Annotated in this window: 28 protein-coding genes; 5 read left to right on the forward strand and 23 right to left on the reverse strand. The window is 70.6% G+C overall.

All coding sequences use genetic code 11. The annotated features are described in order from the left end of the window. Window positions 1-7: 7 nt before the first annotated feature. The 11 genes from KGD87_RS17485 to KGD87_RS17535 form a co-directional block, all read right to left on the reverse strand. Window positions 8-2,074, reverse strand: coding sequence for a flagellar biosynthesis protein FlhA (locus KGD87_RS17485; protein ID WP_284668530.1), 2,067 nt, complete (start codon window positions 2,072-2,074; stop codon window positions 8-10). Beyond that, window positions 2,071-3,120 (reverse strand): EscU/YscU/HrcU family type III secretion system export apparatus switch protein, encoded by a 1,050-nt coding sequence (locus KGD87_RS17490; RefSeq protein WP_284668531.1) that lies wholly within the window; start codon window positions 3,118-3,120, stop codon window positions 2,071-2,073. Before KGD87_RS17490 ends, KGD87_RS17485 begins: the two co-directional genes overlap by 4 nt. Further along, window positions 3,117-3,911: an EscT/YscT/HrcT family type III secretion system export apparatus protein gene (locus KGD87_RS17495; protein WP_284668532.1), complete on the reverse strand. Its 795-nt coding sequence runs from the start codon at window positions 3,909-3,911 to the stop codon at window positions 3,117-3,119. Before KGD87_RS17495 ends, KGD87_RS17490 begins: the two co-directional genes overlap by 4 nt. After that, window positions 3,908-4,177 (reverse strand): flagellar biosynthetic protein FliQ, encoded by a 270-nt coding sequence (locus KGD87_RS17500; protein ID WP_011555600.1) that lies wholly within the window; start codon window positions 4,175-4,177, stop codon window positions 3,908-3,910. The genes KGD87_RS17495 and KGD87_RS17500 overlap by 4 nt, the downstream gene beginning before the upstream one ends. A gap of 4 nt (window positions 4,178-4,181) precedes the next feature. Further along, on the reverse strand, window positions 4,182-4,913 hold the full coding sequence (gene sctR, locus KGD87_RS17505; protein ID WP_284668533.1) for a type III secretion system export apparatus subunit SctR: 732 nt from the start codon (window positions 4,911-4,913) through the stop codon (window positions 4,182-4,184). Continuing rightward, a complete protein-coding gene (locus tag KGD87_RS17510) occupies window positions 4,910-5,332 on the reverse strand; it encodes a flagellar biosynthetic protein FliO (protein WP_284668534.1) in 423 nt (140 codons plus the stop codon). The genes sctR and KGD87_RS17510 overlap by 4 nt, the downstream gene beginning before the upstream one ends. Before the next feature lie 8 nt (window positions 5,333-5,340). Continuing rightward, window positions 5,341-6,486: a type III secretion system cytoplasmic ring protein SctQ gene (gene sctQ, locus KGD87_RS17515; protein ID WP_284668535.1), complete on the reverse strand. Its 1,146-nt coding sequence runs from the start codon at window positions 6,484-6,486 to the stop codon at window positions 5,341-5,343. A 147-nt stretch (window positions 6,487-6,633) separates the two neighbouring features. Beyond that, entirely contained in the window at window positions 6,634-7,125 is a 492-nt protein-coding gene (locus KGD87_RS17520; protein WP_284668536.1) for a hypothetical protein, read from the reverse strand. 7 nt (window positions 7,126-7,132) lie between these two features. Next, entirely contained in the window at window positions 7,133-7,936 is an 804-nt protein-coding gene (locus KGD87_RS17525; RefSeq protein ID WP_284668537.1) for a flagellar M-ring protein FliF, read from the reverse strand. Between the two features lie 10 nt (window positions 7,937-7,946). Further along, window positions 7,947-8,432, reverse strand: a complete 486-nt coding sequence (locus tag KGD87_RS17530; RefSeq protein ID WP_284668538.1) for an ATP-dependent helicase HrpB — start codon at window positions 8,430-8,432, stop codon at window positions 7,947-7,949. 15 nt (window positions 8,433-8,447) lie between these two features. Beyond that, complete coding sequence (locus KGD87_RS17535; RefSeq protein ID WP_284668539.1) at window positions 8,448-8,906, reverse strand: hypothetical protein; 459 nt, start codon at window positions 8,904-8,906, stop codon at window positions 8,448-8,450. 223 nt (window positions 8,907-9,129) lie between these two features. Here KGD87_RS17535 and KGD87_RS17540 point away from each other — a divergent pair, with 223 nt between their 5' ends. Beyond that, window positions 9,130-9,456, forward strand: coding sequence for a PilZ domain-containing protein (locus tag KGD87_RS17540; RefSeq protein ID WP_163780136.1), 327 nt, complete (start codon window positions 9,130-9,132; stop codon window positions 9,454-9,456). Window position 9,457: 1 nt separating this feature from the next. Here KGD87_RS17540 and KGD87_RS17545 read toward each other — a convergent pair whose 3' ends face one another. The 10 genes from KGD87_RS17545 to KGD87_RS17590 all read right to left on the reverse strand — a co-directional run bounded on the left by KGD87_RS17545 (window position 9,458) and on the right by KGD87_RS17590 (window position 19,045). After that, entirely contained in the window at window positions 9,458-9,865 is a 408-nt protein-coding gene (locus KGD87_RS17545) for a response regulator (protein WP_163780138.1), read from the reverse strand. Between the two features lie 191 nt (window positions 9,866-10,056). Beyond that, the gene (locus KGD87_RS17550) at window positions 10,057-10,425 is read right to left on the reverse strand and encodes a hypothetical protein (RefSeq protein WP_284668540.1); all 369 of its coding nucleotides are present in this window, start codon (window positions 10,423-10,425) and stop codon (window positions 10,057-10,059) included. A gap of 105 nt (window positions 10,426-10,530) precedes the next feature. Further along, window positions 10,531-11,241 (reverse strand): tetratricopeptide repeat protein, encoded by a 711-nt coding sequence (locus KGD87_RS17555; protein WP_284668541.1) that lies wholly within the window; start codon window positions 11,239-11,241, stop codon window positions 10,531-10,533. Next, on the reverse strand, window positions 11,238-13,124 hold the full coding sequence (locus KGD87_RS17560; RefSeq protein WP_284668542.1) for a BatD family protein: 1,887 nt from the start codon (window positions 13,122-13,124) through the stop codon (window positions 11,238-11,240). Before KGD87_RS17560 ends, KGD87_RS17555 begins: the two co-directional genes overlap by 4 nt. Beyond that, window positions 13,108-14,118, reverse strand: a complete 1,011-nt coding sequence (locus KGD87_RS17565; protein ID WP_284668543.1) for a tetratricopeptide repeat protein — start codon at window positions 14,116-14,118, stop codon at window positions 13,108-13,110. Before KGD87_RS17565 ends, KGD87_RS17560 begins: the two co-directional genes overlap by 17 nt. Then, window positions 14,115-15,176, reverse strand: a complete 1,062-nt coding sequence (locus KGD87_RS17570; protein WP_284668544.1) for a VWA domain-containing protein — start codon at window positions 15,174-15,176, stop codon at window positions 14,115-14,117. Before KGD87_RS17570 ends, KGD87_RS17565 begins: the two co-directional genes overlap by 4 nt. Continuing rightward, window positions 15,173-16,183, reverse strand: coding sequence for a vWA domain-containing protein (locus KGD87_RS17575; protein WP_163780150.1), 1,011 nt, complete (start codon window positions 16,181-16,183; stop codon window positions 15,173-15,175). Before KGD87_RS17575 ends, KGD87_RS17570 begins: the two co-directional genes overlap by 4 nt. Continuing rightward, window positions 16,158-17,147, reverse strand: a complete 990-nt coding sequence (locus KGD87_RS17580; RefSeq protein ID WP_284668545.1) for a BatD family protein — start codon at window positions 17,145-17,147, stop codon at window positions 16,158-16,160. Before KGD87_RS17580 ends, KGD87_RS17575 begins: the two co-directional genes overlap by 26 nt. Then, window positions 17,144-18,025 (reverse strand): DUF58 domain-containing protein, encoded by an 882-nt coding sequence (locus KGD87_RS17585; protein WP_176418126.1) that lies wholly within the window; start codon window positions 18,023-18,025, stop codon window positions 17,144-17,146. Before KGD87_RS17585 ends, KGD87_RS17580 begins: the two co-directional genes overlap by 4 nt. 30 nt (window positions 18,026-18,055) lie before the next feature. After that, window positions 18,056-19,045, reverse strand: coding sequence for an AAA family ATPase (locus tag KGD87_RS17590; RefSeq protein ID WP_284668546.1), 990 nt, complete (start codon window positions 19,043-19,045; stop codon window positions 18,056-18,058). 195 nt (window positions 19,046-19,240) lie between these two features. On the opposite strand from KGD87_RS17590, the gene KGD87_RS17595 reads away from it, so the two are divergent. Continuing rightward, a complete protein-coding gene (locus KGD87_RS17595) occupies window positions 19,241-20,131 on the forward strand; it encodes an alpha/beta fold hydrolase (RefSeq protein WP_284668547.1) in 891 nt (296 codons plus the stop codon). A gap of 151 nt (window positions 20,132-20,282) precedes the next feature. Continuing rightward, window positions 20,283-20,630, forward strand: coding sequence for a hypothetical protein (locus KGD87_RS17600; RefSeq protein ID WP_284668548.1), 348 nt, complete (start codon window positions 20,283-20,285; stop codon window positions 20,628-20,630). A 73-nt stretch (window positions 20,631-20,703) separates the two neighbouring features. On the opposite strand, the gene KGD87_RS17605 is transcribed toward KGD87_RS17600, so the two are convergent. Next, complete coding sequence (locus KGD87_RS17605; RefSeq protein WP_284668549.1) at window positions 20,704-21,090, reverse strand: thioredoxin family protein; 387 nt, start codon at window positions 21,088-21,090, stop codon at window positions 20,704-20,706. 141 nt (window positions 21,091-21,231) lie between these two features. Further along, window positions 21,232-22,221, reverse strand: a complete 990-nt coding sequence (locus tag KGD87_RS17610) for a hypothetical protein (protein WP_284668550.1) — start codon at window positions 22,219-22,221, stop codon at window positions 21,232-21,234. Between the two features lie 464 nt (window positions 22,222-22,685). Between KGD87_RS17610 and KGD87_RS17615 the strand changes: the two genes are divergently transcribed. Continuing rightward, on the forward strand, window positions 22,686-24,035 hold the full coding sequence (locus KGD87_RS17615) for a sigma 54-interacting transcriptional regulator (RefSeq protein ID WP_284668551.1): 1,350 nt from the start codon (window positions 22,686-22,688) through the stop codon (window positions 24,033-24,035). Window positions 24,036-24,047: 12 nt separating this feature from the next. Continuing rightward, window positions 24,048-24,554 (forward strand): ureidoglycolate lyase, encoded by a 507-nt coding sequence (locus KGD87_RS17620; RefSeq protein WP_284668552.1) that lies wholly within the window; start codon window positions 24,048-24,050, stop codon window positions 24,552-24,554. Window positions 24,555-24,558 lie beyond the last annotated feature (4 nt).

Genomic DNA, 24,558 nt, shown 5'->3' on the forward strand with positions numbered 1-24,558 from the left:
ACCTCCGTCAGCGCCCCACCGCCACCGGTGACAGCCGGCCGATGGGGCGAATCTGCAGGGCTCCGTCCAGCTCGCCATAGGTGAGCACCGCGACCTCCGGGAACGCGCCCTCGCACAGCCTGCGCAGGGGCCGCCGGACATCCGGAGCGGTGAGCAGCACGGCCCGTCCCTCGGTGGCCACCTGACGCACGCCTTCGAGGATTTCCGCCACCCGCTCCGGGTCGGGCGCCAGCCCTCGCGGGCCCATGCCGCGCAGCACCTCTTCCACCTCCGGGTCCACGAGGTACGCATACAGCGGCCCGGTGGGCGCGAACTTGTGGCTGAGGTAACGCCGCAGCGCCTGCCGGCAGCGCTCCGCGAGCGCGACGGCATCCCCTTCCGTCGTCGGCGACACCAGCGCCTCCAGGATGGCTCGCAAGTCCCGGATGCTGACGCCCTCTTGGAGCAGCTTGCGCAGCACGTCCGTGAGCAGCGGCAGCGGCACCTTCTGCAGCGCCTCCTTCACGAGCACGGGCGCCTGCGTCTCCAGTCCCTCCAGCAGTCCCTGGACGTCCTGCAGCCCCAGCAGGTCCGCGGCGCGGACCCGCAGGATGGCGCGCACGTGGTCCGCGACCAGCTCCCCCGGACGCCGCAGCGGCACTTGCGCCGTCTCCAGGAGGACGCGAGCCGACTCTGGAATGCGGCTGATGACCTTCCCACTCGAGGGCTCCGTCGCGGCCTCCGCGCTCACCTGAAGGAATGCCAGCTCGTCCGGAGGCGCCAGCGCGTAGAGCGCCTCGGGCAGCACCTGCCCTCCGCCCGCCGGGACTTCATCCACCAGGACGCGGTACTCACCCGGGCCCAGGTAGGCGGCCTGCGTGCGCACCCGGAGGCCTGGCACCCGAACCCCCAGCTCGAAGAACAGCTCATCCCGCACGCCGTTCAACGTCTTGTGGACGAAGGCGGAGCCCTCCGCTTCCGCCAGCACCGTCAGGTCCAGCGCCAGGTCCAGCGTGAGCGGGGAGACCCCCACGGGCGACGAGGCACTCTCCGGTGGCGCCCCCGCCGCGCCAGGCGCCACGCCTTCCGCGGGCGCGCCGGCCTTCTCTTCGACCTTCGAAACACCCGGCCGGCTCAGCACGTGGCCCAGCCCGCCCAGACCTCCCGCCAGCAGCAGGAACGTCACGTGCGGCATTCCCGGCATGAGGGCCAGCGCGACACACAGGCCCGCCACCACCCAGAGCGTCCGCGCCTCTCCGAAGAACTGGGCGCCAATCTCCGCCCCCAGCGTGTCGTCCTCCTTCTCCGAGGCGACCCGGGTGACGACGAGGCCCGCGGCCACGGCGATGCACAGCGAGGGGACCTGGGACACCAGCCCGTCACCAATCGCGATGAGCGCGAAGGTCGACGCCGCCTCGGCCAGGGGCATGCCGCCCTGCAGCACCCCAATGACGGTTCCTCCGAGCAGGTTCACCGCGACGATGACCAGGCCCGCAATCACGTCACCCTTCACGAACTTCATCGCGCCGTCCATGGCGCCGAACATCTGTGACTCGCGCTCCAGGTCACGCCGTCGACGTCGGGCTTGCGTCTGGTCGATGGCGCCCGCGCGCAGGTCCGCGTCGATGGACATCTGCTTGCCGGGCATCGCGTCCAGCGTGAACCTCGCGGACACCTCCGCCACACGCTCCGCGCCCTTGGTGACGACCAGCAACTGCACCAGCGTGAGGATGGCGAACACCACCGTGCCCACCACGTAGTCGCCTCGGACGACGAACTCGCCGAAGGCCTCGATGACGGCTCCCGCGTGCCCCTCCGCGAGCGCGAGCCGGGTGGAGGACACGTTGAGCGCCAGCCGGAACAGCGTGGTGAACAGCAACAGCGTGGGGAACGACGTCACCTGCAACGCGTCCCGAGCACGCAGCGCGGACACCAGCAGGGCCACCGCCGCCGCCAGGTTGACGGCGAGCCCCGCGTCCAGGAGCCACGCGGGCAAGGGGATGATGAGCGCGCCCAGAATCGCGGCCATGGCGACCGCCAGCACCACGTCCGAGGAGCTTCGGGCCTTCAGCAATACCTTCATGAGGGGGTTCATGACGTCTGTCTCCGTGGATGGCCGTCCAACTCCCGCGCTTCCATCGCCGTGCGCAGGACGACCGCCGCCGCCTGGTACAGCTCCTCCGGAATGGGCTCGCCCACGTCGTAGTGGATGAGGCTGCGTGCCAGGGGAATGTCCCGCACCACCGGAATGCCGAGCCGGCGTGCCTGCTCCCGCAGGGCGAGCGCATCCCCTTCCCGGGCCTTCGCCACGAGGTAGGGCGCCTCACATTCGTCGACGTCGTAGCGGAGCGCGACCGCGATGTGCGTGGGGTTGACGACCACGGCGGTCGCCTTTTGCACCCCACGTGCCGCACCGCCCTGCGCGAGCTGACGATGCAGGGCCTTCCGCTGGCCCTTGTGCCTCGGGTCGCCCTCGCTCTCCTTGTACTCGCGCTTCAGCTCCTCGCGAGTCATCATCAGGTCCTTGATGTGGCGCCGCCAGGCCAGCGCGTAGTCCCCCACGCCCAGCACCACCATCAGACAGGCCAGCCGGCTCGCGAGCCCGGACACGTGCGCGACCACCAGGCGCAGGCCCTCCGTACCACCCAGCCACGCGGTCTTCATCGCATCCGGGGCGGCCTCCTCCGAATCGCTCCAGACGAGCGCCCCTACGAGGCAGACAATCAGCAGCGTCTTCGCCAGCTCCACCCAGGGGCGCCAGCTGAAGAGCCGCTGCACGCCCGCCACGAGACTGATGCGCTCCAGCTTCGGCGCAACATGCTGGAGGTCGGCATCCAGGCCCACCGTGGCCACGGACACGAGCAACGCAGCGGCGAACGCGCCTCCCAGCACCGGGCCACAGAAGCGCGCGGCAATCCAGAGTCCTTCCTGCCACGCCCCAAGGTCCTGCTGTCCCAGGAAGAGGTGCTCGGCCCAGGCCTGGAGCCTCGCCATGCCCACAGGAGCGGCCGCCGTGAGCCCGAACAAGCCACCCGCCGTCACCGCGCTGGCGTTCAGCAAACGGCTGCGGGGAAGCTGTCCCTTGCGCCGTGCTTCACGAAGGCGCTTCGCGCTGGGCTTCTCCGACTTCTCCCCACTCACCGCGCCACCTCCCCCAGCAGCGACAGCGCGCCTTCCACGGACAGCACGCCCGCCAGCAGCCGCTCACACAGCACGCCCGTCCCCAGCCACAGCAAGGCGCCCCCGCCCAGAATCTTCAGCGGCGCCCCCACCTCCTGCAGATTCACCTGCGGCGCCGCTCGCGAGGCCATGCCCAGGAAACAGTCCACGGTCAGCACCGCCGCCGCGATGGGTGCCCCCACCGCCAGCCCCGTGGCCATGGCCGCGCCCGCCAGCAGGACGACCTGCAGCGTGGCCGCCTCGGTGGGAACGAAGGCGCCGAGCTTCACCACGCCGAACCCGCGCAGCACGCTGGAGGTGACGAGCGGCCACATGCCGCCAGAGACGACCAGCGCCACCAGCAGATGGTAGAGCCCCTCCCCTGCCGCGGACTCACGACTCCCCGCCAGGGGCAGGCTCGCCTCGGCGGAGGTGCCACGAAGCAGGTCGATGAAGCGGCCCCCCATGCGCGCGGCATCGAACGGGAGTGCCGCGACCAGCCCCACGGACGTGCCGTAGAGCAGCTCGCGAATCACCAGGCCTCCCAGGACCACCGAGGACGTCACGGGCGCCTCGAGTGCCACGCCCGCCTCCACCCGGAGGAAGAGCGACAGGGACAGCACCAAGGCCAGTCGGACCGTCGTCGGCGTGGCCTGCCCGCCCAGCAGCGGACACAGGAACGTCATGGGCAGCAGCCGCGCGGCACACAGCGCCACCACGACGATGTCCGGCCCCAGTGACTCGAGCCACGCGCGAAGCGGCTCCAGGTTCATGCCGCGACCTCGGAGATGAGCATCAGGAGCTGGTGGGTGAACCGCGTGAGCTGCCCGGCAATCCAGGGCCCGGCGAGGACCAGCGCCAGGACCGCCGCGCACAGCTTGGGCACCACCGACAGCGTGGACTCCTGAAGCTGGGTGGTGGCCTGGAAGAGGCTCGACAAGAACCCCACCACCAGGCTCGCGCCAATCGGCGGCAGCGACGCCATCACCATCAACAGCAGGGCCTCACGTCCCAGGGTGAGGAAGACGTCCTGAGTCATGGCGTCACCGGTAGCCGAGGATGAGGCCCCGCGCGAGCAGCGACCAGCCATCCACGGCGACGAAGAGGAGAATCTTGAAGGGCAGGCTCACCTGACTGGGTGACAGCGTCTGCATGCCCAACGCGAGCAGCACGTTGGCAATCACCATGTCCAGCACGAGGAACGGGAGGAAGACGAGGAAGCCAATCTGAAAGGCTTCCTTCAGCTCGGTGATGACGAAGGCCGGAATGACGACGAAGAGGTCCGTCTCCCGCACCGCGTCCATCTCCGCCACCGGCCGCAGCTCGCGCGCCAGGTCCACGAAGCGCGCTCGTTCCTCAGCGCTCCCGTGTTTGACAAGGAAGGCGCGCAGCGGCTCCGACACCCGGCTCGCCGCGGAGAGCATCTCCGCGCCGGAGCCCGACGCAACCTCGGCGTAGGCCACCTGCCCCGCGTCGTACATGCGCTCCATCACCGGGGCCATGATGTGCCCGGTGAGCACCGCCGCCAGGCCCGTCAGCACGATGGTGGGCGGCGCCTGCTGCGTGCCCATGGCCGAGCGGGCCAGCGACAACACGACGGCAATCTTCGAGAAGCTCGTCAGCATCAGCACCGCGAACGGCAGCAGTGACATCACCGCGAGCATGCCCATCATCGACAGGGGACTGCCCGCGTACGACATCCGCGCCAGCGAGCTCTCCGCCGCGGCGGCCACGGCGGGAACCAGCAGGAGCGCTCCCAGCAAGCCGTGGCTCATGGCCCCTCCCTCCTGCCCCGAATCGTGCGAGGCGTGGGCATGGGCCGCCGGGCCTGCGCCAGGACACGGCCGAACTCCGGCGCCGGTGATGCCGTCTCGCGAATCTCCGCGAACGCGTCACCAAAGGCCACCAGGTAGCCGCGCCCATCCACCTCCACGAGCGCCACACCACACCGCTGCGACAGCCCCGCTCGCGACACGACCGTCAGCCGTGGCGCCGTGGCTGCGCCCGTGACGACGGCGCCCCGCCGGTGCAACCACCACCCCAGCACGGCCAGCGCCACGACGCCCAGCAGCCACCGCGCGGCCACCGTGGTGGACACCCCAGCCACCGGGCCCAGCACCGCCAATCCGAGCACCAATGCCCCCGCCAACAGCAAGCGCGCGCGCGGCGAATGTACGAGACGCTGTGCATTCATGACGGGACTCACGGCAGCAACGCCAGGACGCGGGCGCCGACCTCGCCCTCGATTTCCACCAACTCGGCGCGGGCCACCGCGCGGTCTCCCACGCGCAGCACCACCGGCTCACTGGCGTTGATGTGCAGGGGGAGCAGCGCGCCCGGCTTGAGCGCCGCGAGCTCCGACAGGGGAATCATCACCCGCGTCAGCTCGATTTCCACATCCACGGGTAGCGGAGGCATGCCCTCCTCCTGCTTGTTCACGGCCACCATGTCCGACTCCTGGGGAATCCCGCGCCCCTGCGCGCGGGTCAGTGAAAAGCCCTCGGCGAGGAAGTCTCCCGAGAGCGCGAATCCGCGCGTCACCAGCCGCCCCGGCCCGAAGAGCTGGCCGGACTGCTTGCGCACGCCTTCGAAGACGACGACGTCCCCCTCCACGAGCGCGTCCACCGCGTTCGCGGGCAGCGGCGTCTGGCCTACGAGACACCGGGCCTCCAGCGAGGCGGCCAGCACCTCTGCCGAGATGCCCGACGCCCGCTCCACCGGAAGCGCCTGGAACACCGTCTGGACCACCTGTGCCGGCAGCAGCAGCCGCGCGCCCGCGCGCGACTCGGCCACCGTCACCATCAGCTCGATGCCCACCAGCGGCTCGCGTGGGTCCAGGCGCGCCACCACGTCCGACCTGGACATCGTCACGCCCGCGAGCCGCGGCCCCAGCCACGGAGCTGCCCCGCCCGCCGCCCGCACCGCGGAGAGCGCGACCAGCAGGACATAGGCCAGCGTCGCCTCTTCCAACCGGGCCAACTCCGTCACCACGCCGGGCCGCTGCCCCGCGCCAGCGATGCGCTCCAGCCCCATGAAAGCGAGCGCGGGCTCCAGCTCCAACACCGCCGTGCCCCCCACCGCCGACAGCTCCAGCAGCGCGAAAATCGCGGGCTCGCCCAGTCCGGCCGACGGTGAGACGACCGACTCCAGGATGCGGGCCTCCGCGTGCACCGAACAGCCGAGCTCGCGCGTCAGGGCCGTCGTCACCGCCTCTAGCGCACTCCGCCCGAGGCTCGCGGCCTGGGGCCGCTCCGCGAGCACGAGGTGCGCCCGAGTCAGCCGGCGCCTTCCCAAGCGGCGCAAGGGGCGGACCTTCCGGCTTGAGGCGTGTTCGATACGGGTCTTCATCCATGGCTCCGCTGCTGCATCGGGACGCACCCCACCTGTGCAGGCCCTCCGCCAGGGGCCGGGTTCGTGGAGTCGCGGGGTTGGGAGGGCATGGCATCCGCGCGCGGGACGCCGGGTACGCGGGCCGGGACGGCGCCGCGGACAGACTCAGCGCGTGGCCTCGCGAATCAGGCGCTCGGCCAGCGCCTCCAGCGCGGGAGGCGCCTCTGACGCCTGCGGCGCCAGACTCGCATCGGGAAACAAGGTCCGGTGGTACGGCGGCAGGCGCCGGAAGATTTCCCGGCGAAGCATGGGAGGCGCGTCAGTCATGAGGCGCCGCAACCGGGCAGCGGCATCAGCTCGCTCTCCGAACTCCACCGCCACCTTCGCCTGCCGCTGCGCGGAGGGCAGCGCGGACAGCCGCTGGAGGTGCTCCCGCGCACGGACCGCGGATTCCTCGCCCAGTTCGCCCAGCAAGGCGCCCGCCCGCTCCCGCCCCAGCACCCACGCGACGAGCGCGAGGCGTTCGAGTGGAATCGGCAAGGGGCCCACGAGACGGGGCACCTCCTCGGTCGGCGCGGCCGCCTTGACGGACGCGGAGCTCCGGCCGGGCCGGGGCTTGCGCCCCACGCGTGTCACCTCCATGCGTTCGCGCTCCATGGACCGTTCACGCCACCTTCCGCGCCGGTCCGGGTGACAACACGGGCCGCGCGGGTCCAGGCGACGCGGACGGAGTCGGCGGCCGGTCGCGGTAGTGCCGCATCCGGAGCGTCACCAGCACCAGCGCCACCGACAGGCCCGTCACCATGAGGCCCAGCACCGCCAGGAGGGCTCGCAGTCGGGTCAGCGGCGACACGCCCACCCCCGTCGGAGCCTCTACTCGGGTGGAGACCTCGTCCACCAACAGCGAGACGGCTTCCGGCGACAGGCCCTCCACCCCCCCCGAGAGGAGGACCTTCAACGTCTCGGAGGATTGCCGCACCCGTGCCGCATTGCCCGGCGCCACGCGAAGCATGGCCGACGCCTTGGATGGACCCGGGGCCTGTCCCACTCTCGGCGGCGCGGGCACCACCAGGTGGACGCGCGCCAGCAGCACCCCCTCCACCGACTGGAGCGTCTTCTCCAGGCTCCGCTCCATCACCCTCACGCGGCAGACGCTCTCCTCCAACGGCGTGCGCACCAGCCCGCCTCCGCCGAAGACGTCACACCCCACCTCCTCCTTCGGCCTGGGCAACCCGAGCTCCGACAGGATGCGGACCGCGTCCGAGGCGTGCTCATCCGCCACCTCGATGGACCACGCGGGCTTCTTGCCCGCCTCGGGGACCTTGCGCGCGTCGAGCCCTCGCTCGACGAGCACGGATTGAAGCTCGTTGGCCTGCCGCTCATCCAGGCCATGCTGGATGCGCTCGCGGCAGGCCGTGACGCTCACGAGCAGGAGGACGAAGACAGCGCGACGGAAAAGCGAATGCATCGGGTGCTCCTCAAACCTGGGTCTGGAGGACCTGCTTGACGCCGCCGGTCGCCTTCTCGACGACCTTGCCGGCGAGGTCGAGCTCCTGGCTCGCCCGGTAGACATGGGCCTGCAACGCGAGCAACTCCGCGGGCGTGAAGCTGCGGCCGGACTGCGCCAGCTGAAGGATGTGGTCCAACCGCTTCTGCGCCTGCCCCACCCTGTCCAGCACCTGCGCCGCCTGCTGCGCTCGCGCCGCCTGCACCGAGTCCACCCGGGTGCCCGGCTTCACGTCCGCGCAGCCCGGCGCGGCGGGGCCCACGCCCTCGGCCCGGGAGACACCCCGCGGCGCCGCCGTGGGCGCGGGCTTCGAAGGCCCCTCCGTGGCCACCGGAACCCCAGGGCTCTTCGCGGGCCCCGTCACCTCATCCAACACCTTGCTGAATCGCTCCCGGCTGGGCTCCACCGCGGGCGACGCGCCCACTCCTCCCACCGGCCCCAACGTGTCCATGGCCATGGCTGGTGTCGCTCCTCAGCGGATGTTGTTGATGGCCGCCTTCGCGGAGTCGTGGCGGACCTTCATGATGTTGGAGACGGCGGTGTGCTCGCGGCTCTCCTTCTGCATCTCGTTCTGGAGCTGCAGGTAGGCCATGTTGAACTTCTGGCCCTCCGCGGCGAGCACCTTCTGCGCCTCCAGCAGGTCCCACGCCTCCTGATTGCCCGCCGCGGCCCCCGCGCCCCCCGTCTCCGCCGTGGCGGGCATCCCCGCCGCCGACGCCTTGGGCGCCACCGCCGACACCACCGTCTTCATGCTCGAGACGGCCGCGCTGACGATGGGCCCCCCCGGAATCATGCCGCCCACCAGGCCCGCGCCCGAGCGCACCACCTCGTTCGCCGCGCGCGCCAGCACCGTGCCGAAGTCGTTCTGCGGCGTCTGACGCGGAACCGTATGGGTGATGGTCAGCGTGGGAATCCGACTGTCATTGGACACGGGCAGCCTCCTGCGGAGAGTTGCCCGGCCCCAGTTCAGCCGTCGTGCCAGCGCTAACCCCCGGCAATCCCAGGCGTTGAGCCGCCAGGGCGGGTCCGGAAGCGCTCCGCGGACCGGGAGGAGCGTCCGGGAGGCTGGACGGCGGCCGTGACTGGAAACTTGCGTCCGCTCCAGAGTGCCTCAGAGTTGTTGCACCCTGTTGTGTGGAGAAGAGGAGAACGCGGTGAGGACGACCGATGGCGGCCCCCAGATTGCCGAGCGCTTTCACCCGCGCGTCGACGCCAACCTCCCCGTGAAGGTGCTCCTCAAGGGACGCTCGGTGATGGTGCGCGCCCGGGACGTGTCCATGGCGGGCCTGTTCCTGATGGCCCACCCGGCCGACACCGCGCGGGAGCTCACCATCGCGGTGCCGCTGCCCGGAGAGCGGGAAATCATCACCACCTGCCAGATTCGCCGCCGCGAGGTGGACGGTGTGGCGCTGGAGTTCGGCGAGCTGGACTGGGACGACCTCATCGCCCTGGCGCGCTACCTCCACCCGCGCCTGCCCTGACTCAGGGCAGTTCCGGCTTCGGCCCCGCTTCGCGCAGCCGCTCCACCAGCGCCATCAGCTCGGCGCCGCGGAAGGGCTTGTGGATGTAGCCGTCCGCCCCCGCCTGGGTGGCGCTCTCCATGTCGGAGCGCTTCGCCTTCGCGGTGAGCATGTAGAGAGGCACCCCCGCGGTGGCCGGGTCCCCCTTGAGGATGCGGCACACGGAGATACCGTCCAGCTGCGGCAACACCACATCCATCAGGATGAGGTGGAACGTCTGGCTCTTGGCCAGCTTCAGGCCCTCCAGCCCCGTGGCGGCGCACACCACCTCCACGGTGCCGTCACTCAGCATGGAGCGCACCAGCTCCCGGATGACCGGCTCATCCTCGACGAGGAGGATGTGGAAGGGTGCCTGGGAATTGCCAGCCATGGTTCTCCGGACGAAACACGATGCCAGTGCCACCCGCCGCGCGCGGTATAGCCCTCCGGGGCGTAGCCGCACCAGGGAGGATGCAACGGATTGTGCAATGGCACCCACCTCCCCCATACGTAAGCCGGACACACACTGGATGCCTTGCTTTTCGATTAGGAGGGCTGACAGGCCGGCGTAGCCATGGTGGCTCACGGCCAGCCGACTTCCAGCAGTTGCTCCGCCTCTTCGAGGGAGAAGGCCAGGTAGGCCTCGTGCCCCACGTTCCGGCTGCTGCGCTGGAACCGCACCGCCGCCATGGCGGAGCGCCCCACCACGCGCACCACCCGGCGGAAGCCGCGGACCCGGGCCGCTTCAACGACGCGCTCAATCTGCCCAGAACCCGACTCTGGAAGCGCCGTCACGCCCGTCAGGTCAGACAGGATGTCGAGGCCCGGCCGGAGCCGCTCGAGCGCGCGCAGCGACGCATCGCCAATCTGGAGTGCTTCTTCCTCTGTGACGACACCCCAGAGGCGGATGACCAGCCGGTTCTTGCCAACGAGTGCCTCGACCGAAAACACAGGGCCACGACCTCCTGGCAATACCCGCCGTCCCTCCGGAGGCAGTCTACCCTCCAAATGGCGGACATTTCCAGGTTTTCGCGTCCCCACACTCCGCGCGCGACCTCAGATTTCGGCCACGCCTTCCCGCTCGGTCCAGCCCTCCAGGCCGTTGGGCAGACGGATGCGGACGAAGCGGCCCGTCTCTTCGAGCAGGCGCACCTTGAGGCCAGCGTGCACCTCGAAAATCGAGCGGGCGCCGGGCTGAGGCAGCTCGCGCGCCACCAGCGTGGGCGCCAGCACCACGGCCTCGTGCACCGTGGCCCCCACGTAGGCGTGCGTGGCCACCAGCAGCCCTGACGGGACCGCCACCGCGAAGAGCAGGACCGCCAGCACGCCCACCGCCGTGCGCCGGCCCCGCCCCAGCAACCGCCAGAGCAGCACGAGGACGAAGGCCGCCACCCAGGTGCCCAGGAAGGTCCACGCCACCACCGGGCCGTCCGTGGCCGCCGCGACGCGAGGCAGGAAGGCGTCCTCCGCGGTGGCGCCCACCACCTTGTCCACCTGACGCGCCCGGGCCACCGCGAGGTTGGCTGTCAAATCCGGAGCCTGGCCCCCTTCCTTCCGGGCCTGCTCGAGCGCCAGGACCGCGCGGCCCAGGTCGCCCTGCGCCAGGTGCGTGGTGCCCAGGTTGTAGAGCACGTCGGGGCCGCCCTGGCCGTTCGCCAGCAGCTTCTCGTAGCCCTCCTTGGCCGCCGCGTAGTCCTCGCGCGCGTAGGCCTCGTTGGCCTTGAGGAAGATGTCCTGCGCCTCTTCCGGCGTGTAGTAGCCGCTCACGCCCAGCCCTCCATGGCCGCCGCGGCGGCGTCCATCACCTTCTGTCGCTCGGCGGGATTTCCCCCGCCGCCGTAGCGCCCAAAGTCGCACGCCTCCAGCACGAAGAGCACCTTGGCGCGCCGCTCCGTGTCCGCGCCCGCCGCCGTCAGCTTCTCGGCGAGCACCTCACGGGTGAGGCCCACCACCGGCATCCCCAGCCGCGCCTCCAGGAAGCCGTGCAGCGCCTTCTCCACCTCGCCGTAGAAGGCCCCCACGTCCGCGCTGGACTGGAGCTTCTCCGCATCCGCCAGACGCTTGCGCGCGGCCTTCGCCTGCTGACGTCCACGCCCCGCTTCGGTGCGCAGCGCCAGCCGCCCGCGCACGCCGCCAATCAGCGCCACGCCCAGCAGCAGCCCCAGCGGCGCCAGCACCGCCGGGACGAAGAAGCCCCGCTGCCACACGGGCACGCCCGGCGCCTCGAAGCGCGCCTGGTAGCGCACCGGCCGCAAGCCTCCCGCCGTCAGCACGTTCTTCTGCTCGTTGGCCTGGTCCGACGAAGCCTGAGGCGACGCCGAGGCGATGGATGATGCGCCTCCCGCGCCCGCCTCCACCGTAATCGTCACCGGGTCGGTGCGCGCCACCTCATACTTGCGCGCGCGCGGGTCGAAGTAGGTGAACTCCAGCGCGGGCAGCGTGAAGCTGCCCGTGCGCTGTGGCATCACCAGGTACTCCATCACCCGCCGCCCCTGCACGCGGTGGCGCTGCGGCGACACTTTGTCCGTCGTGGTGGGGTCATAAATCTTGAGCGCGGCGGGGCCCTTCAGCGCGGGGGGCGTGACGTTCTTCACGTTCCCCACCCCTTCCAGGCTGACCTTCACCGTGACGGGCTGGCCCAGCTCCACGCGCGTCTGGGACACGTCCATGGACAGCCGCCAGTTGCCCACGTGCGCGTTGGGCATGTCCTGCGGCCCCCCGGGCGGCAGCGGCTTCACCTTCACCTTGAGCGCGTTGGACACCCGGTGCACGCGGTGGCCGGCGAAGAGGAAGCCGGTGGTGATGTCCGCCTCCGCGGCGGTGATGGGCAGCGTGCCGGACTTCACCGGGAAGATGGCGCGGCGGCGCAGCAGGTAGGCGCGGTACGGGATGCCGTCCACCACGCGCTGCTCGCCCGACAGTTGCGTGGGGCTCTCCACCTCTTCCGTCCAGAAGCCCTCCAGTTTGGGCATGGTGACGGCGTCCACGCTGGACAGGTCCACGCGCGAATAGATGTAGAGCGACAGCGTCACCTGCTCGCCCACGTACACGGTGTCCCGGTCCAGGCTGGCGCGCAGGAAGAGGTCGGAGTCCCCACGCGGAATCGTGGGCCGGTCCACCTCCGCCATGTCGCCGAAGGCCTCCTCCATCTGCTGCATCTGCGACTGGATGCTGGAGAAGGGGTCCGGCTGCCGGTCCCTCCCACGCCCCGCCTGCCCGGGCGGCGCTCCGCCCACCCGGCCGGCCTTGACCGTCAACTCCACGGGCTGCGTGCGGTACGTCTTGCCGCGCACCGTGATTTGCGACGGTGGGACCTTGAGCCGTCCCGCGCGGTTGGCCCGCATCACCAACACGTGCCGCGTGACGTCCTGGATGACGGCGGGGCCACCGCCCGACAGGGAGATGGAGCGCTGGCTGCTGCGCGAGCTGGAGAGGACGGAGAAGTCCTCCGACTCCGGCAGCTTCACCTGCGCGTTGGCGGGCGCGTCCACCACCACCACCGTGAGGCGGAAGGTGTCCTCGGTGCCCACCTCTGTACGGTCCGCCGTCTGGTAGAAATCGAGGTCGTCCGAGGCCGCCCACGCCGGCGCGGTGGCCAGCAGGGCGAACACGGCGAACACCACGCCGAGGGCGCTACCAGTCCTTCTCATTCGGCTTCCTCTGCTTCTTCTTCTGCTGGAACCGCCAGAGCTGGAGGTTCTTCTCATTCTGCTTCATCGCATCCAGCAGGCGCTCCGCCTCCTGCCGGTCCAGGTCCGACTCGCTGGAGCCACCGTCCGCCTCGGATTCCTCCGAGTCTTCTTCTCCCGCGCTGCCGCCGTCACTGCCACCGTCCTGGGGCTCCCCCTCTCCGTCGTCCTCTCCACCATCCGCGCCGCCGTCCGCGCCCCCGTCGCCCTTGTCCGGCGGGCCCTGGTCGCCGCCGTCCGCGCCGCCGTCGGAGCCGCCGTCGCTGCCCCCATCGCCGTCGCCGCCGTCCGCGCCGCCGTCCATGCCGCCATCGCTGGCGCCACCATCCGCGCCGCCGTCCGCGCCGCCGTCCGAGCCACCATCGGTGCCACCGTCCTGGGGCGTGCCGCCGTCGCCCTTCGTGCCGCCATCCTCGCCGGCATCCGGACGCCCACCGTCACTGCCGCCGTCGTTGCCACCGTCCGTGCCGCCATCCTGGCCCTTGTCCTGCGGCGGCGGCAGGTTGCGCAGCACCACCTCGTAGTTGTGACGGGCCTGCACGTCCTGCGGGTCCAGCGTGAGCGCGCGCCGGTAGGCCTTCAGCGCCTCCTGCCGGTCTCCGGTGGTCGCATGCAGGTTGCCCAGGTTGTACCAGGCCTTCTGCCGGAGGTCGGCGCGGTTGGACTCCGTCACCGACTGGAACAGCGCCTTCGCATCCGCGATGCGCCCCAGCTTGGCCATCGCGTCCGCGCGGTTGAAGTCCACCGTGACGTCGTTGGGGCGCTCCTTCTTCGCGGCCTCGAACGCCTCCAGCGCTTCGTCGAAGCGGCCCGCCGTGTACGCCTCGCGGCCCTGCTCCACCAGCGGGTGGTCCCGCTCCAGCGGCCCCGCGGCCCACACGGGCGACGGCAGCGCCAGAGACGTCACCAGGCCCCACGTCAACCACCGCGCCGCGCGCGTCCTCGCGGCGCTCATGGTGACGGCCTCCGGCGCGACGACGGCAGCAGCAACATGCCCAGCGCCAGCAAGGCCAGCCCCGGAATGGCGAACGACTGGAAGCGCTCGTCGTAGCGGACCGTCACCCGGCTCTCCAGCTCACTCTTCTGCATCTGGTCGATGCGCTCCACCACCTGCGACATGGCCACGCCACGGGGCTGGAAGTAGAAGGTGCCCCCGGTGGCCTCGGCGATGGCCGTCAGCCCCGCCCGGTCCAGCCGCGTAATCACCGTCTCCCCCGAAGCGTCCTTCTTGTAGTCCACGAACGCGCCGCGCCGGTCGAAGACGGGGATGGGCTCACCGGACTCCGAGCCCACACCCACCGCCAGCACCTGCACGCCCGCGTCCTTCAGCGCCTCGGTGGCCTCCCCCACGTCGCCCACCAGGTCCTCGCCGTCCGTCAGCAGGACGACCACGCGCTCCTTCGAGCCGCGGTCCGCGTTCTCCAGCACCTGCCGCGCCAGCCGCAGCGCCGCGCCCACGTTGGTGCCGCCCTGAGGCATCACCTCCGGGTCCACCGCGCGCAGGAACAGCTTCACCGCCGAGTAGTCCGACGTGAGCGGGGACTGGATGAACGCATCCCCCGCGAACACCACCAGGCCCACGCGGTCGCCCTTCAGCTCGTCCAGCAGCGTGGTCAGCTCCAGCTTCGCGCGCTCCAGGCGGCTGGGCTGGATGTCCCGCGCCAGCATGGACTTGGAGGCGTCCAGCGCCACCACCACGTCGATGCCACGCCGCTTCGTCAGCTCGCTCTTGGTGCCACACTGCGGCTGCGCCAGCGCGAAGCCGAAGAGCGCCAGCCCCAGGCCGTACAGCCCGCTCCGCGTGGCCGGACGCCACACCGACACGCCCGGCGTGAAGCGCTCCGCGTGGCGCTCATGCAGCAGCGCCCGCACGCGTGAGCGGCGCCGCAGCGCCCCCACCAGCGCGAGCAGGCCCAACGTCACGCCCACGAGCACCAGCAGCAGGAACAGGGGCTGCGCGAGCCCCGCCTGGTAACCGAGCACGGTGAAGCGCCAGGGTTCCACGGGCGTCACGGGAAGACCCTCAGGAAGGAGGCGCGCAGGAGCAACTCCAGCGCGGCGAGGCCGAAGGCGGCCAGGAGGAAGGGATGGAACTCCTCGCGGTAGGTGGCGCTGGCGCCGCCCTCCATCAGCTTCGAGCGCTCCAGCGAATCGAGCACCTTCTGGAGTCCCTCACGCAGTTGCTCCGGGTCCGTGGCGCGGTAGTACTCGCCGCCGGTGCGGTCCGCGATGTCCTGCATCAGCTCCGGGTTGATGGGAATCTCCGTGTCGCGCCACACGGTGTTGCCGAACAGGTCCGTGCCCTGCGGGAAGGGCACCTTGCCGCCCTTGCCCACCAGAATCGTATAGATGGGCACCCTCAGCGCCTGGGCCATGTTCGCCGAGTCCATGGGCGAAATCTTCCCGGAGTTGTTGTCGCCGTCGGTGATGAGCACCACCACCCGGCTCTTCGCCTCCGAGTCCCGCAGGCGGTTGAGGGACGTGGCCAGCGCGTCGCCAATGGCCGTGCCGTCCTCCAGCACGCGCGTGCGCAGCTGCTTCACCACTTCCTTCAGCACGCCGTAGTCCAGCGTCAGCGGCGCCTGCGTGTACGCCGCGCCCGCGAACACCACCAGGCCGATGCGGTCATTCACCCGGTTGGCGATGAACTCGCTCAGCACTTCCTTGGCGACGTGCATGCGGTTCTGCGGACGGAAGTCGCCGGCCTCCATCGACGTGGACAGGTCCAACGCCACCACGATGTCGATGCCCTCCACCGACAAGTCCCGCACGCGCGAGTCGCGCACCTGCGGCCGGGCGATGGCCAGCACCGCGGCCGTCACCGCCGCCACGCGAAGCAGCGGCAGCAGCGGCAGCAGATACGTGCGCAGGCCGCGGCCACTCCGGGCGAAGACATGCGCCGCGGAGAAGCGCAGCGTGGCGCGGGCGCGCCGCTCCCGCCAGGCCTGCCAGAGCAGCAGCGGCACGAGCAGCAGCCCCCAGAGCGCCTCGGGGTTATTGAACGCGGGGAGCGGCGGCATTGTCGGGAGCCTGGGGCGGCGGTGGCGGAACGTACGTCGTGTCGATGAGCGAGTAGCCGAAGGCCAGCGCGTCGCGGCAGGCGTCGGCCGAGGAATCCGCGCGCGCGTACTTCACCATGTCCGACTCGGACACGAAGCGCATCAGCTTGTCCTCTGGCAGGCCCGGCGTGGACATGCGCCGCAGCGACGCCATCAGCTCGGAGCTGGTGCACTCCAGCGCCTCGAAGCCGTAGCGCTCGCCCAGATAGCCACGGACGATTTCGGACAGCCGGAAGTAGAAGTCCTTCACCCGGCCGCGCGAGGGCAAATCCTCCGCCTTCAGCGCGTCCAGCGCCTTGCGGGTGCGCACGTCCAGGGGCAGCACCGGCACCACCTCCACGTGCCTGGGCCGGTTCCTCCACCAGCGGAAGAGCACCCACGCCAGCAGCGCCGCGGCCAGCGCGCCCAGCACCGTGAGCACCAGGCGCCACGAACGGATGGGCACCTCCTCCGGCGGCTTGTAGTCGAAGAGGTCCGCGCCCTGCCCGTCCGCGTCCGGTGGCAACGTGGACGTCACGTCCACCGCGCGGCCCGGCACCGTGAACGCCTTGGGCCCCTCCGGCGTGGCCACGTCGAAGGGCAGCGCCGGCACCGTCACCGAGCCCAGGGCGAAGGCGGACATCCGCACCCGGAAGGTGGTGGTCGCCGAGTCCGACCCGTCCTGGCGCTGGCGCGTCTGGTCCAGGAACTCGAAGTCCCCCGTCTCCTGGGGCACCTTCAGCTCATAGCGGTGGTCCTTCGGATGGGTGATGACCACCTCGTAGACGAAGGGGTCGCCAATGCGGACCTGCTGCGGCTCCAGCCGCACGGACAGGTGCTGGGGTTCGACCTGCTCCGTCGTCGCGGCCTCTGGAGCAGGGGCCTGGGCCCACGCCGGAGCCGCCAGCACGAGCCACACCGCCAGCAAGGAGATGCGCCGGTTCATGCCGCCATCCTCCGAGCCCGCGCGCGGAAGAAGTTCGCCAGCGCCTTGCCGTGGTCATCACCCGCGCGCAGCTCCACGTGGTCCAGTTCCAGCTTCTTGAACAGCTTGCGCCGCTCGTCGCGCGCGGCCTGCATGGCCCGGGCGAAGCGTCCCCGCACGCGCGGGTCGCTGGTGTCGACGACGAAGCGCTCGCCCGTCTCCGGGTCCTCCATGTCCACCAGCCCCAGCCGGGGGAAGGCCTCCTCCAACGGGTCCGCCACCACCACCGGCACCAGGTCGTGCTTGCGCCCCACCAGCCGCAGCGGCTTCTCGTAGTCGCGCGCCTGGAAGTCGGAGATGAGGAACGTCACCGCCTTCCGCTTCGCCACCCGCGTCAGGTAGTTGAGCCCCGCGGACAGGTCCGTCCCCCGCCCCTGCGGCTGGAACGTGAGGATGTCGCTCACCAGCCGCAGCACGTGCGTGCGGCCCTTGCGCGGCGGCACCACCTTCTCCACCCGGTCCGAGAAGAGGACCAGCCCCACCCTGTCATTGTTGGCGATGGCGCTGAACGCAATCTGCGCCGCCACCTCCGCGGCAATCTCCGACTTGGTGCGCTCGCGCGAGCCGAACTCCTTCGACGCGGAGACGTCCACCACCAGCATCACCGTCAGCTCGCGCTCCTCGGTGAAGACCTTGACGTAGGCCTCGTCCATGCGCGCGGTGACGTTCCAGTCGATGATGCGAATCTCGTCACCGGGCTGGTACTGGCGCACTTCGGAGAAGGCCATGCCCCGGCCCTTGAAGACCGAGTGGTACTGGCCGGCGAGCATGTCGGAGACCACCTTGCGGGTGCGAATCTCCAGCTTGCGGATGCGGCGGATGAGGTCCTTGGGAAGCACGGGGCGCCTGGCGGGCTCGGGGAGGAAGGGTCAGGGGACTTCGACGCGGTCGAACACACGCTGGATGATCTTCTCCGGCGTGAGGTCCTCGGCCTCCGCCTCGTACGTCATGGCGACGCGGTGGCGGAGCACGTCGAAGGCAATGGCCTTCACGTCTTCGGGCGTGACGAAGCCGCGGTGGCGCAGGAAGGCGTGCGCGCGCGCCGCCTGGGCCAGCGCGATGGTGGCGCGCGGCGAGGCGCCGAACTGGATGTAGTCCGCCAAATCCTTGAGGCCGTACTTGGCAGGCTCGCGCGTGGCGAACACCACGTTGAGGATGTACTCCTTCACCTTCTCGTCCATGTAGATGTGGTGGACGAGCTCGCGCGCACGGACCAGGTGCTGCAGGTCGATGACCCGCTGGGCGCGCGGCAACGAGCCTCCGGACATCCGGTCCATGATGACCTTCTCTTCATCACGCGTCGGGTAGCCCACCTTCACCTTGAGCATGAAGCGGTCCACCTGCGCCTCGGGCAGCGGGTAGGTGCCCTCTTGCTCGATGGGGTTCTGCGTCGCCAGCACCAGGAAGGGCGTGGGCAACGGGAAGGACTGGTCGCCGATGGTGACCTGGCGCTCGGCCATGGCCTCCAGGAGCGCGGACTGCACCTTCGCCGGGGCGCGGTTGATTTCGTCCGCGAGCACGATGTTGGCGAAGATGGGGCCCTTGCGAACGGTGAAGTTCGCCGCCTGCTGGTTGTAGATCATGGTGCCCACCACGTCCGCGGGCAGCAGGTCCGGGGTGAACTGGATGCGCATGAAGGTGGCGTTGAGCGAATCCGCCACGGTGCGCACCGTGAGCGTCTTGGCGAGGCCGGGCACGCCCTCCAGCAGCACGTGTCCGTTGCACAGCAGGCCAATGAGGATGCGCTCCAGCATGTAGCGCTGCCCGACGATGACCTTGCTGGTTTCCTGGTTGAGGACCTCGACGAAGCTGCTTTCCTGCTGCACGCGTTCGGTGAGCGCGCGAATGTCGGTGTTCATGTCGCCTCGTGTCGGACTGGCGGCGGGCAGCCTAGGGTTTACAGGGTATCCGGCTCAACACCGCTGAGGGCCGCGCATTCCAGTATGTTGCCCGCCCGTCCGCCCCTCCTGGAGTGTCTTCCCCATGTACCACTCACAGCCGCCACGCCAACCCCTGTTCCACTCCCGGCGGACGGCGGTGCCGAGGAAGCCGGCATGAGGGCCCCCTCGGTGGGGCCGGTGGAGGCCGCGCTGCTGGCCCAATTGGCCCCCGCGGTGGTCGCGACGGTTCACTGGTTGCCGGGCGGCGGGGCCCTCCGGGTCCTGGAGGCGGGCGCCGGCCCCACGGTGGTGCTGCTCCACGGGCGGGGCGGCGCGGCCTCCCAGTGGTTCACCTACCTGACGGTCCTGGCCCGAGGACACCGCGTGCTGGCGGTGGACCTGCCGGGCTTCGGCATGTCATCCCCCCCCGAAGGCCCGCTGGCCACCGGCGAGGACGCGGCGACCTTCTTCACCGCCCCCATCGAGGCGCTGCTGTCCCAGCTCGCCCCGGGCCCGGTGGCCGTGGTGGGCCACTCGCTGGGCGGGCTCGTGGCGCTGGAGCTCGCGCTGCGCGGCCAAGTGCCGGTGGAGCGGCTGGCCCTGATAGATGCCATGGGTCTGGGTCCGGAGATGGCGCGCAAGGCCCGCCTCTTCTTCCGCGCCGGCCCCGAACGGCTGGCGCGCTCGCTGGGGCCCTGGGCCTGGGCCCGGATGATGCCGCCGCCCCCGACGCCGCTGGGTGAGCGGCTGGGCGCCCTGGAGTACGAGCTGCTCGCCCGCCCGGGTGTCAGGCCCGACGCCACGCGGGCCTTCAACCGGCTCGTGCCCCTGGCCGGCCCTGTCTTCCACCGCATGGAGAAGCTCGAGGCCGTGACGGCGCCGGTGCTGCTCGTCTGGGGCGAGCGCGAGGACACCCTGCCCGTCTCCATCGCCGAGCAGGCGGCGCGGCGCCTCCCCCTGGCCCGGCTCCTGCGCCTGGACGCGGGCCACAGCCCCCACCAGGAGCATCCGGAGCGCGTGCTCCCCGAGCTGAAGGCGTTCCTCGCCGCGCCTCAAGAGCCCTGACGGGCGCACGGCAGACAGGCGCCCGACGGCGTCCAAAGGACACGGGCTGGTCCGGCGGTCGGAGCGCGTCCTGGAGGCGCTTGTCCTGGCCTTCCTGGATGGCAACCGTCCCGCCGTGTCCTCCACGGACACCGCCGCCAGGGAGGCTGCCATGAATCACAAGATGCACGCGCACCATGACCACGTCCACGCCAAGGGCTGTGGCCATCCCGCCATCCAGCACCAGGACCACGTGGACTATCTGCACGACGGGCACCTGCACCACCCGCACTCGGACCACACCGACGAGTGCACCCTCTCCGAGGACGCGCGCAACCCCGCGCAATGCACCCCGCAGCATGCCTGTGGTGCCCATGAAGCCACGCACCGCCACGGTCCCTCGTGTGGCCATGTGGCCGTGCCGCACGGGGACCACATGGACTATCTCGTGGACGGCCACCTGCATCACCCGCACGACGGCCACTGCGACGACCACGGCAAGGTGCAGGTCCTGAGCTGAAACGAAGGCATGGCGGAAGGCCTCTCCCCCGGGAGGCTCCGCCCGTCTTCTCGCTGGACAGCGGTGTGCCGTCTCAGGCCTGGGGCGGCGCGCCCTGCTGTACCTGGCGCTCCACCAACTGTTGGCGCACCTCGTTCATGTCGAGCGCGCGCACCTGGCGGATGAGGTCATCCAGCACATTGGCCGGCAACGCTCCCGCCTGTTCGAACAACATGATGCCGTCACGGAAGACCATCAGCGTGGGGATGGAGCGGATGGCGAAAGCCCCCGCGAGCTCCACCTCCGCGTCGGTGTCGAGCTTGCCGAAGACGAGGTCCGGATTCTTCGTGCTCGCCTGTTCGAACACAGGCCCGAAGGTGCGGCACGGTGCGCACCACTCGGCCCACCAGTCGAGGAGGACGATTCCCTCCTTCGAGACGATTTCCTTGAAGTTGGCTTTGGTGATGTCGATGGTTGCCATGCCCTGACACTGGGCCCTCCCCCCCGGAGGCGCCAGTGTCAGGAGGTGGCAAGCCGGGCTCCCCCCAGGGCCCGGCTCCCAGTCACCTTCAGCGCACCACGGCGGCCCATGACGGGTGGGCAGCCGGGACAGCGGGCGGACTCAGCCCCAGATGCTCGCCCGGCCCATGAACTGCGCCAGGTCCAGGCGGTTGGACTGCGTCTCGCGGCGGGGCGCCTTCGCCGTGAAGGACTCCAGGTCCTGGAGGCTGATGTGGACCTCCTTGCTGGACTTGGACTTGCTGGCGCCCTGGTCCACCGAGCGCAGCGCCGTGGGGTGGTTGATGAGGAACTGCGCCGCCTCCCGGAGCTCCTTCGGCGCGCCGCTGCTCGGGTCCGCCACGCGCTTGAGCTCCGACATGCCGATGTTGTTGTCCCCGGCGCCATTGCCGCTGGCGTTCATGCCCACGCCCTCGGCGAAGTGGAAGTGGTCCTTGAGCGTCTGGGCCGCCTTGTAGACGTCCATGGGCTGCTGGCGATTGGCGCCGAAGGGCGGGCGGGACTGAGGGCCGGACGAAGGGCCGCACAGGTCCAGCCGCGGCGGCAGGTTGGGACGGTGCGGGTTGGGCAGGCCGCCCGGGCCACCGACTCCGCCTCCGAAGCCTCCTCCGAAGCCGCCGCCGAAGCCTCCTCCGAACCCGGAGCCGCACAGCGGCGGACGCTGCGGGAGGACAGGCCGCTGCGGAGCCCCGCAGTCCGAGGCATTGCCCGCGCGCGCCTGGAGGTCCGCCTTGCTCAGGTGCACCTCGTTGTTGCCGCCATGGGCCTTGCTGGCGCCCTGGTCCAGCGAGCGCAGGGCGATGGGATGGTCGAGCACCCACTTCGCGGCGGCGCGGACCTCGGGAGGGAAGCCGCTGTTCGGGTCCGCCACGCGCTTGAGCTCCGACGTCCCGATGTTGTTGTCCCCGGCGCCCTTGCCGCTGGCGTTCATGCCCACGCCCTCGATGGCGTCGAAGTGCTTGAGCACCGTCTGCGCCGCCTTGGACGGGTCCATCGACTGGTAGGCCGCCTGGTAGCGGTCCGTGGGGCCGCAGCCGCGGGTGTTGCCGGAGAAGCCGTTGCACTGGATGGACTTCGCGATGGACAGGCTCATGGTCGTGACTCCTGATAGTGATTGCAACAATGGTTTGAATTGGGGGCAGGTGGCTGTTTCAACCGAAAGCCCCGCGCGCTGACTACATGAACATTCTCTGTCGGACATGCGCGGTGTTTCGTGCGGTGTTTTTATTTGTTTTCCGCGCGCACCCGAGGGGAACGGGCACAAATCAAAAACAAACAAGCCCACCCGCGAAGCGTCTGGCCATTCAAGGCAAGACATCGCGGGTGGGCGGTTCGGAGGTGTCGTTCTCGATGCGGAGCCAGGTCATTGCAGTCGGTGTGCCAGGGCCCTCCAGCGCCTCCGGTGCCGGGGCGAGGCGCGCGCGGCAGAGGAGGACGCCCGGAGTGGCGCTCCGGCGGGCCTGGTAACCGCGGTTGTCAGGTGGCAACAACAGTTGTCACCCCCCTCCCCCGCATGGGCGAGGTGGTAGCCTGCGCGCCGTGGTGAACCCAGGTGACATGGACACGGAGGTGGACGCGCTGGTCCAGACGGCGCCCGTCCCGGTGGCGCGGCGCGGCCCCTTGCGGTTGAAGCTGCTGGTGCTCTCCGGGGAGCAGGCGGGACACAGCCACGTCCTGCGCCCGGGGGTGGTCCGGCTCGGCACGTCCTCGACGTGCGACATCGTCTTGACGGACCGCGTCGTGTCCCGGCAGCACCTGCAGTTGGAGGTGACGGACGAGCGGGTGGTGGCCACGGACCTGGGCTCGCGCAACGGCTCCTTCCATGAAGGGGTGCGCTTCACCGCGCTGGAGGTGCGGCCCGGGGCGTCGCTGACGCTGGGCACCGTCGTGCTCAAGGTGGTGCCGGAGGATTCGCGGGAGCGGCCCATGCCGCTGTCCTCGCGGCGGAGCTTCGGCGCGCTCGTGGGTGCCAGCGGGAAGATGCGCGAGCTGTTCACCGTCCTGGAGCGGGTGGCCGCGGGCGGCGGGGACGTGCTCGTCCAGGGCGAGACGGGGACGGGCAAGGAGCTGTGCGCGGAGGCGCTCCACCAGGAAGGCCCGCGGGCCAGTGGGCCCTTCATCATCGTGGACATCGCCGGGATTCCGCCCTCCCTGATGGAGTCGGAGCTCTTCGGGCACGTGAAGGGCGCCTTCACGGGAGCCCACGGCGAGCGCGCCGGGGCCTTCGAGCGCGCCCAGGGGGGCACCGTCTTCCTGGATGAAATCGGCGAGCTGCCGCTGGAGCTGCAACCCCGGCTCCTGCGCGTGCTGGAGCGCCGGCAGGTGAAGCGCGTGGGCGCCAACGACTACCGCACGGTGGACATGCGCGTCGTCGCGGCCACGCACGTCGACCTGGAGCAGGCCGTGCAGGAGGGCCGGTTCCGCAAGGACCTCTATCACCGGCTGGCGGTGCTCAAGGTCGTCCCGCCGCCGCTGCGGGAGCGGGTGGACGACTTGCCGCTGCTCATCGACGCCATGCTGGAGCGGCTGAACCGTCCGCCCAGCGCGCTGTCCGAGCAGACGCGCGCGCTGCTGGCCCAGTACCCCTGGCCCGGCAACGTGCGCGAGCTGCGCAACGTGGTGGAGCAGGCCATCCACCTGGGCGAGGACACCCTGCCGCCCATGGAGGCCCGCTCGGGTTCGCCCCGGATGCCGCCAGCCGCGCTCGACGCGGAGCTGCCCTTCAAGGAGGCCAAGGAGCGGCTCATCGAAGTGTTCGAGCGGGACTACCTCCAGGGCCTCATCGCGCGCTGCGACCGGAACATCTCCCGCGCGGCCCGCGAGGCGGGCATCGCCCGGGTGTACCTGCGCAAGCTGCTCACGAAGCACGGGATGATGCTCGTGGACGACGACGACTCACGGGATTGAGGAAGACACGCCATGCGACCGCCCCTCCGCGCACGACCGCTCACGAAAGAGGCCTTCGCGCCATTCGGCGACGTCATCGGGCTGGAGCTCGCGGGCGGCAACAGCGCCAACCAGGGAACGGCCACGCGGTATGACAAGGTGGCGAACCTGACGGGCACGCGCCCCCAGGCAGCGCCCAACCTGGCGGTGTTCCGCTCCGTGGCGAAGTCCCTGCCCTTCGAGGTGCGCCTGCTGGAGCGCCACCCCTGCTCCACGCAGCTGTTCGTGGCGCTCGCGTGCCAGCGCTTCCTGGTCGTCGTGTGTCCGGACGATGCGCGCGGCGAGCCGGACCTGGACCGGCTGCAAGCCTTCGTGTGTGGCCCGGGCCAGGGCGTGAATTACCGCCCCGGCCAGTGGCACCACCCCATCATCGCGCTGGATGGCCCCGCGGACCTGCTGATGCTGGCCTGGGAGGACGGGACGCCCCTGGACTGCGAGGAGCGCCCCCTCACCACACCCGTGCTCGTCACCAGCGACTGAACAG

Origin of the sequence: Myxococcus sp. SDU36 (assembly GCF_030168875.1) — a bacterium.
Lineage (GTDB): Bacteria > Myxococcota > Myxococcia > Myxococcales > Myxococcaceae > Myxococcus > Myxococcus vastator.